10 protein-coding genes are annotated in these 12,577 nt (G+C 54.7%); 7 read left to right on the forward strand and 3 right to left on the reverse strand.

The features are described 5' to 3' along the window. Positions 1–14: 14 nt before the first annotated feature. A complete protein-coding gene (locus ACZA91_RS01260) occupies positions 15–188 on the forward strand; it encodes a hypothetical protein (protein WP_463184304.1) in 174 nt (57 codons plus the stop codon). Positions 189–420: 232 nt separating this feature from the next. Here ACZA91_RS01260 and ACZA91_RS01265 read toward each other — a convergent pair whose 3' ends face one another. Further along, positions 421–1,356: a hypothetical protein gene (locus ACZA91_RS01265; RefSeq protein WP_463184306.1), complete on the reverse strand. Its 936-nt coding sequence runs from the start codon at positions 1,354–1,356 to the stop codon at positions 421–423. 718 nt (positions 1,357–2,074) lie between these two features. On the opposite strand from ACZA91_RS01265, the gene pap reads away from it, so the two are divergent. Together pap and ACZA91_RS01275 are read left to right on the forward strand one after the other, a co-directional pair. Next, positions 2,075–3,562, forward strand: coding sequence for a polyphosphate:AMP phosphotransferase (gene pap / locus ACZA91_RS01270; protein ID WP_190531777.1), 1,488 nt, complete (start codon positions 2,075–2,077; stop codon positions 3,560–3,562). Positions 3,563–3,935: 373 nt separating this feature from the next. Further along, on the forward strand, positions 3,936–4,334 hold the full coding sequence (locus ACZA91_RS01275) for a hypothetical protein (protein ID WP_099535019.1): 399 nt from the start codon (positions 3,936–3,938) through the stop codon (positions 4,332–4,334). Positions 4,335–4,544: 210 nt separating this feature from the next. Here ACZA91_RS01275 and ACZA91_RS01280 read toward each other — a convergent pair whose 3' ends face one another. After that, entirely contained in the window at positions 4,545–5,537 is a 993-nt protein-coding gene (locus ACZA91_RS01280) for a Sll0314/Alr1548 family TPR repeat-containing protein (protein WP_463184308.1), read from the reverse strand. Between the two features lie 126 nt (positions 5,538–5,663). On the opposite strand from ACZA91_RS01280, the gene ACZA91_RS01285 reads away from it, so the two are divergent. Further along, positions 5,664–6,299, forward strand: coding sequence for an ABC transporter ATP-binding protein (locus ACZA91_RS01285; protein WP_099535021.1), 636 nt, complete (start codon positions 5,664–5,666; stop codon positions 6,297–6,299). Between the two features lie 76 nt (positions 6,300–6,375). Here the strand turns inward: ACZA91_RS01285 and ACZA91_RS01290 are convergent, their stop codons facing one another. Further along, positions 6,376–8,139 carry an ATP-binding protein gene (locus tag ACZA91_RS01290; RefSeq protein ID WP_463184310.1) on the reverse strand — a complete coding sequence of 588 codons (1,764 nt, stop codon included), beginning with the start codon at positions 8,137–8,139 and terminating at the stop codon, positions 6,376–6,378. 1,023 nt (positions 8,140–9,162) lie between these two features. Here ACZA91_RS01290 and deoC point away from each other — a divergent pair. From deoC to ACZA91_RS01305, 3 genes are all read left to right on the forward strand, one after another. After that, entirely contained in the window at positions 9,163–9,900 is a 738-nt protein-coding gene (gene deoC / locus ACZA91_RS01295; RefSeq protein WP_463184311.1) for a deoxyribose-phosphate aldolase, read from the forward strand. Continuing rightward, positions 9,897–10,799, forward strand: a complete 903-nt coding sequence (gene recO, locus ACZA91_RS01300) for a DNA repair protein RecO (protein WP_463184313.1) — start codon at positions 9,897–9,899, stop codon at positions 10,797–10,799. Before deoC ends, recO begins: the two co-directional genes overlap by 4 nt. 74 nt (positions 10,800–10,873) lie before the next feature. Then, the gene (locus ACZA91_RS01305; protein ID WP_190353736.1) at positions 10,874–12,382 is read left to right on the forward strand and encodes an MFS transporter; all 1,509 of its coding nucleotides are present in this window, start codon (positions 10,874–10,876) and stop codon (positions 12,380–12,382) included. Positions 12,383–12,577: the final 195 nt, after the last annotated feature.

The raw sequence follows: 12,577 nt of genomic DNA on the forward strand, positions 1-12,577 counted from the left end.
CGACAACCATTGACATGGATCAACGGCCTGCCACCGAATGGCGCAGGATGTCGATCGCCTTGGATGAACCCCATGGGGCCGAAAAACCCCATGGCCATTGTACGGCGGCAACTACGGCAGCAACTTCAGAACACATGGCGCGATCGCTCTGCCAGGGGGTTAGGGATACCGTACTTCTGACCGTTTGAATCGTAACGTCTGGATCACAGCGTCTGGATCGCAGCGTCTGAATTTCACTTCTCAGGCCATGGCCGTGATCGTCAGGCGCGAGGGTCTTCAGGCGCGATCGGCCCCCATTCACAAAAGCCCACCGTAAAATCCACTATTCCCCAAGGCAGTGAACAATCCGGGAAATATCCGGTTCAAACGGCGAATTAAGAACACCTTAAGCGGTTTTGGGCCCCATCATATCGCAGCGAACTATCCAACCGAGTAGCCAGTAGCAAAGGATACATCTTCATAGGGGAGGGTTGGCCCTAAAGGCGGACTGTCCCCAAAGGTCTGAGGGGCGATCGACTCCGAACTTGGCCAAAGACTTGGCGGAGCCGCAAGGGCCAAGGGGTGATCGGATTCCCCAGGGTGACCGGCGTTCGTGGCTGCTTGGGCGTTGTCCAGCCGATCGGCGCGATCGACCTGGGCCAATCCATCAACTCCCGTTGTTCCGGCCGTTACCCGGGGCGACAGGGTGCGCAATGGCTCAGTCGGTGCGGGCGATTGCAGATCGATCGCCCACCGGTCTATCAGTTGAGCCATCGCTTGATGCGTAGCCGTTTGCTGACTCACCAGAGCTTGCAACACATCGCAAAGGGCAAACACCTGATATTCCTGCTGCTTAATTTGCTGTCCTTGCTGTTGCAAATGTTGATTCTGTTGGGCCAATAACTGCCCCTGCTGTTCCCAATGTTGCGCCTGTTGTTCAAGATTGCGTTGGCAGAATTGCTCTAGAACCTGTTGCAATTGTTGCACCTGTTGTTGAATTTGCTGAATTTGCTGATTTTGCAGCACAATTTGCTGCTGAGTTTGTCGCTCAATTTGCTGGCTAATCTGCTGTTCGATTTGCTTTCCAGTTTGCTGATTAACTTGCTGATTCACCTGTTGATGAATCTCTTTCGATTGTTGCTGAATTTGCCAACTTTGCAATTCAAGTTGTTGTTCGATTTGGCGCTCGATCTTTTCTTCAATTTGTTGTCCCTGTTGCTGCAAAGTTTTTTGCAAGAACTCACCCTGCTGCTCCAAGCATTGACTCAGCCGATCAAGCTGACTGGAGAGGCATTGAACCGCTTCTGCTGTCCGTAGCGAGATTTGCCCTAGCTCCAAAACCACCGACTGCATCTGATCGCGCCAAGAATCAGTCATACCCATTACCAACTCAGGGAGTAATAATCGCAATGAGCACCCCCCTAGCCCTGAATTTCGATTTGGAAATCCTTGACCTCAAGTCCAAGCAATGAATAACCAAAGGCAGCGACTTTGATTCAATTAGCTAGGAATGAGTTGGATGGTCTGAGTTGTCCGGCTAAGAAATTCCAATCAAGGTTTCAAGGCGTAGATAGAGCATAGATTACAGGCAAAACTATTGAATCCTAATCAACATCAAGCATTCATAGGACATTGATCAAAACCGAAATCGAAAATGATCAGATTCCTAACAATCAAAAATATTGATCAAGATTTAATAATTTTTGAATCGCAACTCAACGAAACTCCTTTGAAACTTGATTGAAACTTAATGGAACTTGCGGGCAAGACCTCCAAATTTCGTCAATCACACCCTGCCAAGTGGCCCGATCGACAAGAGTTCGATCGGGCTGTTTTCGGCAAATTGCGGCCGTTTTCGCGGCAATTTGGATGGATGACGATTGGGCTGAGGAGTTGCTCGACTAAAGTCTTCTTTACGTTTTGCAGCAGACCGGAACAGCAATCGCTAAGGTTGTGGCAATTGATGGCCGCAAGCGCAAGGCCGCGCTGCTGGGGTTGGCGATGACGGTGATTGCGCATCAGGCTCCGTCACTGCCTGCCATGCACCGTGATTGCTGCCGTTGCTTCGTGCCACTGCTCGCCTGGAGGACAAGCCATGCTGGACATGTTGGATCTCAGCTTGAAGCTGGATAAGGCCACCTATGTCGCAGAGCGCGATCGCTTGGCTCTTCAGTTGCGATCGCTCCAAGCGGACTGTCGGGAAGCCCAATTACCGGTGATTATTGCCCTGGAAGGCTGGGCGGCGGCAGGCAAGGGGGCGATCGTCAAGGAATTGCGCGACTCCTTGGATCCACGCGGCTTTCAAGTACATCCAATTTTTCCGCCAGAACCCCATGAGCTGGGATTTCCCTGGTTACGGCGTTTTTGGTTGCGGTTGCCGGAAGCGGGCACGATCGGGCTGTTCTATCACAGTTGGTATAGCCACCTGCTGGAAGATCGCCTGTTTGGCCGGCTGCCGGATCAACAGTTTCCCGAAGCCACCCGGGAAGTGAATGCCTTTGAGCGACAGTTGGCGGATGAAGGCGCGGCGATCGCCAAATTTTTTATTCATCTCGGCCGTGATGAGCTGAAAAAGCGCCTGAAAAAATACCAAGCGGATCCTTTTCAGGCATGGCGGGTGCGACCGGAAGATTGGCAACAGGCCAAGCACTATCGCCAATATCGGGACTTGGCGGAAGCGATGCTGGCGGAAACCAGCACAGGAGCGGCTCCTTGGACTTTGGTGGAAGGCAACAGCCGCCGCTGGGCGGTGATCAAAGTGTTGAGCGAAACCATTGCCACCATTGCCGGAGCACTCGATCGCCAACGCAGCCAGGCTTCTCCCCCGCCCGCCCTGCCGGCCCAAGCGGAGTTGCATCCCGGTGAACCGGACTTGCTGGCACGGGTGAACCTCAGTCAAGCCCTGTCTCGCAGTAAATATGAACGGAAACTGGCGGAACAGCAGGCCCGGCTGCGATCGCTGCAAATGCAAATCCATCGCCAACGGTTACCCGTGTTGGTGTTGTTTGAAGGTTGGGACGCGGCGGGCAAGGGGGGAGCCATCTCGCGGTTAACGGGCATGTTGGATCCCCGCAGCTATGGGGTTCATGCCTTTGCGGCCCCCACGGCGGAGGAACGCGCGCACCACTACCTATGGCGATTTTGGCGCTGGTTACCGGCGGCGGGCACGATCGGGATTTTTGATCGATCGTGGTATGGGCGGGTTTTGGTGGAACGAATTGAAGGATTTGCCACCGAAACGGAATGGCGACGGGCCTATCAGGAAATTAATGAATTTGAAAGCCAACTAATGTCCAGTGGCATGGTGTTGGTGAAAGTTTGGTTGCACATCAGCCCAGAAGAACAACTGCGCCGGTTCCAGGAACGCAAAGACAATCCCTTCAAGCAATACAAACTCACTGACGAGGATTGGCGCAATCGGGAGCGGTGGCCCCTGTATTCGGTGGCAGTGAACCAAATGGTGCAACGAACCCACACGCCCTTGGCCCCTTGGACTTTGATTGCCGCAGAGGATAAGTACTTTGCGCGGGTTGCGGTGGCTACGGCGGTGGCCGACGCGATCGAACGTCGCCTCACTCGCTAGCGATCGCTCCGTGAACGTCGAGATCCCAAAAATCCAAAAGATCCGAAACGTAAAAACACCAGCGATCAAAACATCAATTCCAGACAATCATCCACGGCCCCTCGTCGATCGAGCCGAGGACAGATACAATGCTGAGAACAAGTGTTGCGAAACATTGCATTTTGTAAGCAATTGTACCTAGTCTGTAAAGACCGCCTTTACAGGTGAATGAGCAGTCAGCCCAATTGCTGTCTTGGCGATCGACCCCAAACCTTGCCCCAGAGCCACTTCCTGTGTGGAGCGTCAGGGCGAGGTCTCACTTGCGATCGCCTCATCAATCCCGCAACGGTTCTCGCAACGGCTAAAACCCCACCACTCACCTGACGACGAAACCATGCCGATCGGCCCCCTGAAGAACCTCTTCGGTTCCCAAAAAGACGCTTTCTTCTTGGAAATTGGTGATGCACAAGGTACGGGGGACAGCACCCCGGCCGCCCCGGCTCCCCAAGCCCCCGCTGTGGTTGCGGAACCGGCAGCCCCCGTGGCCGCCGCTCCGGAAGCTCCGGCCCCAGCTCCCAAGAGCACCAAAACCAGCATTAAAGCAGCCAAGGCCGCAGCCCCCGCAGCCCCGGCCAAGCCGCCCGAGCCACCTAAGCCTGCTCCGGCCCCGGTGACCCTGCCGCCGGAAACGGCTTTTGCATCGAAGTTTGTGCCCAGCAACACGCCGCGTCGTCGTCCGGGCCCCAGCCTGAATGGCTTCAAGGATATGGCTCGGGATATGGGTCGCCGCTAAGGCTGATTTGATCGACCTGTTTGGGCGATCGATCTGGTGCAAATCACCAATTCAGCAAGATTTCAGCAAGATTCAGGCTTCAGTACCCATTCAGCAGGGGGCTTCGGCCCCTTCTTTTTTTGTCAGGCCTGGTCGATCGCGTGCTGATGGCGTGCCGATCTTGTACCGGTTTTATATCGGCGACATACGGATTCCAATCAGGGGCCCAAATTAGCCGCGCAGGTTGCGAATTTCCCGCTGCACTCGCCGCAACTCGTTTTTTTCCAAGTGCCGAATCACGGCGCGGGGCATTTGCTCCCGCTGGGCCAACACCTGCAAAAACAGGGCTTCCGATTGCTTCAGCAAATCAAGATTTTGGCTGCTGCGTCCTTGTTCGTAGAGAATTTGCCCTTTTAAATGCCAAAGGTCGGGATTTTGGGGACTCTTGGCCAAGGCGCGATCGACTGAGGCGATCGCCTGGGAAAAGTTTTTGCGACGGCGGTAAATGGCCGCCAACAGGCGATCGACCACATAGTCGGGGCTGCCCCGCTGGAGGGAGTTCACAGCCCCATCCACATTGCCAAAGGGCAAATTATCCGCCAACAACACATCCAGCGATCCCCGAATCAAGTTCAGTTCCGGATCGTTGGGACTGATGGCCGCCGCTGCATCCAAGGCTTCGTTAACCTGGGACAGTTTGGCCAAGGCTTCTGGTGCGCCCTGAAGGGGGCCGCGACCACCTTCGGACACAATAAACGCCCCTTCCAAGAAATGTCCCACGCCGATGTAGAGATTACCGCGCAGGGCATCAGTGGTTTTGAGGGTGTTGGCAGCGGCAAGGGTCTGATTGGCGGCGGTTTGCACCTGATCCCACTGGCCATCGAGATAGGCTAATGCACCGGCTAAGGCATAGCCCAAAGGCTCTTGGGGTTCTTGGGCGATCGCCTCTTGGGCTAAACGGCGAGCGACAGGATAATTGCCATTTTTGAACAGCATGACGAAGGCCGCCTCAGCCCGATCGCCCACGGGGCGAGGATTCTGGGATCGGAACGGATCCGCCCCGGCCGGCCAAGCCCCCCAGCCCCAGAACAGCCCGATCGCTCCAGCCAGCCAGGCCATTGATCTTGACCTTGATCGGGACAGACGGGGCCGAGTCGATCGCTTTCGAGCGCGATCGGCCGACAAAGGAGATCGCCCTTGAGCAACAAAGCGGCCGAGATCCATAACCATCACTCCTGAACGTATCGAAATATCGGATCGAACAATCAAACATGCGTTGAATCATTCATTCGAGCCGTTGAGTAGCCCCCTACAATAGGGCCCGATCCACCTCCGCGCCCCCTTTCTTCCATGCTGCGTTTGGACTCCGTTAGCTATCACCCCGCCGCCGCCGCCAAGGCCATTTTGCACCAAGTGAATCTGGAATTGGTTCCCCAACAACTGACCTTGGTGATTGGCCCCAGCGGTTCCGGTAAAAGCACCCTGTTGGAAATCTTGGCCGGCTTGGCCAGCCAAACCAGCGGACAAGTGCTGTGGCGCGATCGCCCCCTATTTCCCGAGTCCCTGCAACAGTTAGCGGGGTTGGTGTTTCAATTTCCTGAGCGGCATTTTTGCGGCTCCACCGTGCTCGAAGAGTTGCGGCTGGGCCACCCGGAAATTAGTTCAGAGCAAATTCACGAGGCTCTGGCCGCTGTGGGGTTGGAACAGTTAGCCCTGAATATTTCGCCCTACACCCTCAGCGGTGGCCAGCAACGGCGCTTGGCTCTGGCGGTGCAACTGATTCGCCAACCGAGCATTTTGCTGTTGGACGAACCCACCGCCGGGTTGGATTGGTCCATGCGGCAACAGTTGGCCGGTCTGCTGTCGCGATTGAAGGCTCACTGGACTTTGTTGGTGGTCACCCATGATCCCAGTGATCTTTTGGATGTGGCCGATCGCTGTTGGCAGCTTCAGCAAGGGCAACTCACGCCCACCCCTGCGGCGTAGCCTCTGCCGATCGCCCCAAAGCTCAGACCCACTCAGACATCCTCTCCGGTTCTCGATCGAGCCTTTCGCCCGGCATTCAACAGGGCAAAGTGAGCGTGAATGTGCTGCCTTCGCCCACTTGGGATTGCAAATCGATCGTCCCGCCATGGGTTTCCACCACAATTTGATGGGCAATGGCCAACCCTAAGCCGGTTCCTTTGCCCACTTCTTTGGTGGTGAACATATAGTCAAAAATTCGCCGCTGTACCTCAGGGGGCATCCCCGGCCCATCATCCGCAATCGTAATTTGAATTCCCGACTCGATCGCCCTTGTGCTAATCGTAATTTGGTGCGGCGATTGGGCTAGTTCTTGAAAACTTCTGCCTTCGCTCAATTCATCGATCGCGTCGATCGCGTTGGCCAAAATATTCATGAAAACCTGGTTGAGTTGCCCCGGAAAACAGTTAATTTCCGGCAGTTGGTCATAGTGGGTCACCACTTCAATTTTCGGTCGTTGCTCATTGGCTTTGAGCCGATGTCGCAAGATCAAAACCGTACTATCAAGCCCATCACACACATTAAAGAGTTGCTTTTCAGCCCCATCTGTTCGCGAAAATGTTCTCAGACTCTGGCTAATGGCGGCAATTCGATCGCCTGAATCCTTAATGGCTTGCATCACATCCGGCACATCTTGCCGCAAATAGTCCAGGTCGATCGCATCTAATTGCTGTTCAATGGTGATGCCCGGCTCAGGGAAATTCGCCTGATAGAGATCCAAGGTTTCCATCAAGTCGATGACGTAATTCTGCATAACGCTAACATTGCCCACAATGCACCCGATCGGGTTATTAATCTCGTGGGCTACCCCTGCCACCAAGTTTCCCAAAACCGACATTTTTTCAATTTGCACCAGTTGCAATTGTGTCTTTTGCAGTTGCAAGAGTGCCTGTTCCAGTTCTGCAGATTTTTGGCGAATGGCCGCCTCCACGGCCTTTCGATCGCTAATATCCCGAACGATCGCTTGCAAAATTGCCTGATCATCTATTTCCATTCGGCAGAGCTGCACTTCGGCAATAAATTCCGAGCCATCCCAGCGGCAATGTTGCCACTCAAAACGGTCATAGCCCCGGGTGAGTGCCGTCACAATATGATCAGTCGCAGCCTCGCTCGATAAGCGCCCGTTGGGTTGATATTCTGGAGAAATTTGCGAAGGATGCTTACCACAAAATTCTGATTTTGCTGGGCACTTAAAGATAGCCAATGTTGCCGAATTACAATCCACAAAGCACTTTTCACTCAGGAGCATAATTGCATCATTATTAGACTCATACACGGCACGCAGACGAGATTCATTGCGTTGCACGGTTTGGTAAAGCCTTGCATGATCTAGGGCGATCGCGGCCTGGTTCGCCAAGCAATCCAAAACCATGAGCCGATCGTCCGTAAAGAGTCCCTGAGCCGATCGATGTTCCAGATATAAAATGCCCAACAGAGTCTCTTGGTTCAGCAATGGCAAGCAAAGCAAACTTTGAGGGCGATGAATTTTTAAATAATTGCCAATTACAGGCAAATCAGTGCAAAGGTTTTCAATGGCAATTGGTTTTAGGTGCGTTTCTGCGTATTGAATGAGCTTACTGGGCACATCTTGGCTATATGCAAGAGGCAGCGTTGTTAGCTGCACCCCTCGAGAATCTGCCAAGGCTCGCAGTTCCCACTCGCCGTCTTGCAATAGAAGGAGAGCGCATTTTTCTGCTCCTGAATATTCCAGAACATGGCTGGATAACACTTGTAGCAGCTCGTTGATTTCAATGGTGCGAGCGATCGCCTGGGAAACTCGAAAAAGCGTTGACAGATGAATCATGGTTAGGGGCTTGATTCTGTCGGTAGGGGCTTAAACAATCAACGTCCGTAGCCAATTCACTTCAACAGGCAGCAAAAATTTGTCAGTCAATATCCAAAACGAGAAGAGATGCAGATCACAAACTGCACATAGAAACATACTCAATATACAAGAATACACGGACAATGTATAAAAATCGACCTTCTTGCACAAAAAGCGAAGCAATAAAAATCTACAAGAAAATTTTTAAAATATTTATCTCGAATTAAACCTAGGCTAATCATTTTGGCAATCGTTAGAGGATATTTGAAAAGTATCTTTTGACCCGTACCAAACACCAATAGTTGTGGGGGCAAGGGGCTTAAGCCCCTTGTTTCCATCGATCACTGGAGCGTACGGAGTAGCAATTTTGGCTTTTCAGACATTCTCTTAGAATTGCTGTTGTTAATGATTTGAATTCTGGGTTCAAATTATTTTTTGGGCAACGATAACTTGAGCGATCATTCAGCAGCCAGCCAGGGCTGTAATCGAAAGCTACCTTGGGTTTCTTGGTTGTTCATCAGCTAACATGAGAATTCAGGATGATCCGTGGCGATTGATCCGTGAATTGCTGATCTGTGAATGGTTGATCAGTCAATCTTGGACTGATCTGGCCAAGAGGATAAGCGCGATCGAGCAGTTGACAAGGCTGATTAGTGAACGGTCAAGTCATTGTCAGTGTTGATATTTTTGAGTGCCGATTAACGCATCAACTTCGAGTTTTAATGAGGTCTGAGAAGTATAGGGAATTGCGACCGCTTGGGATATTGATCGAGATCACTAGGAATTGTGACCTTATCGATTGGGATTTAACCCCTTGCTGAGGAGCAAACCAACTGAATCCGAAATGTAGGTTGAATGATCGCCCGATCGGGATGAGACCAGCGGGTGATGGGGCTGGGGCGGCCCGATCGCACCAAATCTGCGACAAAATAGGGAAATCCTGACCGTTGTGGCCCTGCCTTTGGATCGGTGGATCCAGTGGATTAACGTGGATTAACCTTGATGACCCTCGCTTTTGACGAACAGACGAATCAGCGTCTGGCTGAAACCATTGACCTGGCCCAACACATTGACCATGCGCTGTTGCACCCGGCGGCGGGGCCGCAGCATGTGGAGCAGTGGTGCGCAGAGGCCGATCGCTTCGGTTTTGCGGGCGTTTGTGTGATGCCCACCCACGTGCGCCAGGCGGTGTCGTTGTTGCACAATCGGCGACCGGTGGTGATTTGCCCGATCGGGTTTCCATCCGGAGCCACCACCACCCAAACCAAATGCACAGAGGCGGAAGAAGCCCTGGAGCAGGGGGCGCGGGAGTTGGAGGTGATGCTGAATTTGGGTTGGCTGAAGGCCGGTGCGGCTGACGCGGTGCATCGGGAAATTGCGGAAATTGTGGAGATGGCCAGCGCCAGCGCGTTGGTGAAGGTAATTTTGGAGTGGTCGCTGCTGGAGCCGGCAGAGCGACAATTGGCGGTGGAAATTGCCATGGATGCGGGGGCGGCATTCCTGAAAACCCACACGGGCTGGAATGGGGGCGTGTCGATCGAGGATGTGCGGTTGCTGAAGGATTGGACCCGGGGCCGGATTGGGATTAAGGCGGCCGGCGGCATCCACACCACGGATCAGGCGATCGCCCTAATTGAAGCCGGGGCCACCCGTTTGGGCACATCACGCGGGGTGGAGTTCTTGCGACGCGATCGCTCGGCCGGTTGGGCTGCTGAAACGGAGGAGCCGCCCACCGCATGAACCATTCCCGCACCTACCAGGCGACGGGCATTAACCTCAAGGGCGTGCCTTTGGGGGAGTCGGATCTGTTGCTCACAATTTTGACCTTGGAATTTGGGTTAATTCGGGCGGTGGCCCCCGGCGCACGCAAGCCAAAATCGAAAATTGGGGGCCGCAGCAATTTGTTTGTGGTGAATGAGCTGTTGGTGGGCCGAGGGCGCAGTCTTGATCGCATTGCCCAGGCCCAATCGATCACGGCCTATGCGGGCCTAACAAGGGATTTGGGGAAGCTGATGACGGCTCAATATTGGGCCGAGTTGGCCTTGGCTCAGGCATTGGATGGCCATCCCCAACCGGATCTGTTCACCACCCTGAATGAGGATCTTCATGCATTGGAGGCGCTGGCTTTACCGATCGATCGGGTGGCGGCCTTGGGTCAGTTGTTACCAATCCTCTGCGCCGGGATTGGTCGCCTGTTGGCGGTGGCGGGGGTGGCTCCGCAGTTGGGCCAATGCAATCTAACGGAACGCCCGATCGCCCCCGATTGGACAGATCCCCATTGGCGGGTGGGATTCAGTGCCGCTGCGGGCGGGGCGATCGACCTGGCAGCCCTGGACAATCCGGAGGCGATGGCCTGGTTGGCGGCGCGGCAACCCACACGAGTGCTGCCCAGTTCGGGAGTCTCGGTCAAGTTTTCGCCCTTACGCTTAACGGCCACCGAGTGGCAAAGCCTAAATGATTTATTTGCAGCGTCACCACCGGGCGATCGGGCAACCTTGGCCGATCCCCTGCGCCATTGGCAGCGGCTGGAGCGTCTGTTACGGCACTATGCCCAATATCATTTTGGACAGGGGATTCGATCGGCCAAATCCCTGGAAACCTACCTGAACACGGCCCTGGCCCCGCCTGCTTTGGTGTAACTCTCCACAAACCACCGGTTTAGGGCCCGTTGCCGACTCGATTCCATCGCTTGCCATCTTTTCCCCGATCGCCCATGTCCCCCACTTCGTCCCAACCCGACACGCCCCCAGCGGAACTGCACAAGAGCCAGCCGGCCCCCCAACCGTTGCCCCTGAAAAAACGGCTCACGGAAGAGGTGGACGAGTTGGCTGAATTGGTGCTGCATGGGGCGGGCCATGACCAGGCAGCGATCGAGGCAGCTCGCCTGGCCAAGGAAAAAGGACTCGAACCCGCCCCCGCCGATCCCGAAGAAACGGGATTCTTGCCGGTGCTGAAAAATCGCAACTTCCTGGCCCTGTGGAGTGGGCAGGTGTTTTCGCAACTGGCGGATAAGGTTTATCTGATCATGGCGATCGCGATCGTGGCTGCCCGGTTCCAAGAACCCGGCCAAACCATCAGCGGCTGGGTTTCCGCCATCACGATCGCCTTCACGATTCCGGCGGTGTTGTTCGGTTCCCTGGCGGGAATTTATGTCGATCGATGGCAAAAACAAACCGTGCTGGTGGTCACCAATGTGGTGCGCGGGCTGTTGGTGTTGGCCTTGCCAGTGGTGTTGGCCCTGACGGCCGACGGCCCGGAGGTGATGGGCATCCCGATCGGCTTTGGGGCCCTGTTGGCCATGACCTTTTGCGTTTCCACCCTCACCCAATACTTTGCCCCCGCCGAGCAAGCCACCATTCCCCTGATCGTGCCGCCGCAACACCTGCTGTCGGCCAACTCCCTCTACACCACCACCATGATGGCCTCCACGATCGTGGGGTTTGCCGTGGGAGAACCGCTGCTGGCTCTGGCCAATCATCTGGTTGCCCGTTGGGGGCTGGGGGAAAACCTGGGCCAAGAACTGTTGATCGGTGGCAGCTACGCGATCGCGGGTGCTCTGCTGCTGTGGATGAAAACCGGCGAAGCTCCCGAAGACAAAACGATCGAGCGTCCCCACGTCCTGGAAGATTTGCGCGACGGGTTTCGCTACCTGCTCGATCGCCCCGTGATCCGCAACGCCCTGATTCAACTCACGATCCTGTTTTCGATCTTCGCGGCCCTGGCGGTTTTGGCCGTGCGGATGGCGGAAGTGATCCCCAACATCAAAGCCTCCCAATTTGGGCTGCTGTTGGCGGCCGGGAGTGCGGGCTTGGGGGTGGGAGCCTTGCTGCTGGGTCAATTTGGCAGCCGCTGGCCCTACACCCGATCGGCCCTCTTCGGTTCCTTTGGCATGGGAGCGGCCCTCGTGGCCCTCGCCAGCACCACCACCCACCTCTGGGGCGCAGTGACCGCGATCGTCTGTTTGGGAGCCGCCGCCGCCTTCGTGGGCATCCCCATGCAAACCACCATCCAGCACGAAACCCCCGAAGAAATGCGCGGCAAAGTCTTTGGCTTACAAAACAACGCCGTGAACGTGGCCCTCAGTTTGCCCCTGGCCCTCTCCAGCGTGGCCGAAGCCTATTGGGGGTTGCCTGCGGTGCTGCTGTTGTTGGCCGTTTTGGCAATCGCAGGCGGCGTGGCAACCTGGTATATTTCCGTTACGAGTTTGCCGCGATCGACCTAAGCATTCTCCCGGTATGCATCTTGTTTTTGAATTTGTGTTGCTGAGTTTGTGTTGCTGAGTTTGTGTTGTTAAATTTCCGTTGCTGAATTTCTGCTGCCGAGTTTGTGTTTTTGAACTTGTGTTACTGAATTCTTGTTGTTGAATTCTTGTTTTTAAATCTCTGCTGTTAAATTTCCGCTGTTGAGTTCCTCTTGA

The organism is Limnothrix sp. CMB-01 (assembly GCF_055193175.1).

Coding starts and splice junctions, on each gene's coding strand:
- ACZA91_RS01280 (WP_463184308.1), bottom strand. CDS start 5,537: ATGGATCTCGGCCGCTTTGTTGCTCAAGGGCGATCTCCTTTGTCGGCC.
- ACZA91_RS01275 (WP_099535019.1), top strand. CDS start 3,936: ATGCCGATCGGCCCCCTGAAGAACCTCTTCGGTTCCCAAAAAGACGCT.
- ACZA91_RS01305 (WP_190353736.1), top strand. CDS start 10,874: ATGTCCCCCACTTCGTCCCAACCCGACACGCCCCCAGCGGAACTGCAC.
- recO (WP_463184313.1), top strand. CDS start 9,897: ATGAACCATTCCCGCACCTACCAGGCGACGGGCATTAACCTCAAGGGC.
- ACZA91_RS01285 (WP_099535021.1), top strand. CDS start 5,664: ATGCTGCGTTTGGACTCCGTTAGCTATCACCCCGCCGCCGCCGCCAAG.
- deoC (WP_463184311.1), top strand. CDS start 9,163: ATGACCCTCGCTTTTGACGAACAGACGAATCAGCGTCTGGCTGAAACC.
- ACZA91_RS01265 (WP_463184306.1), bottom strand. CDS start 1,356: ATGACTGATTCTTGGCGCGATCAGATGCAGTCGGTGGTTTTGGAGCTA.
- pap (WP_190531777.1), top strand. CDS start 2,075: ATGCTGGACATGTTGGATCTCAGCTTGAAGCTGGATAAGGCCACCTAT.
- ACZA91_RS01290 (WP_463184310.1), bottom strand. CDS start 8,139: ATGATTCATCTGTCAACGCTTTTTCGAGTTTCCCAGGCGATCGCTCGC.
- ACZA91_RS01260 (WP_463184304.1), top strand. CDS start 15: ATGGATCAACGGCCTGCCACCGAATGGCGCAGGATGTCGATCGCCTTG.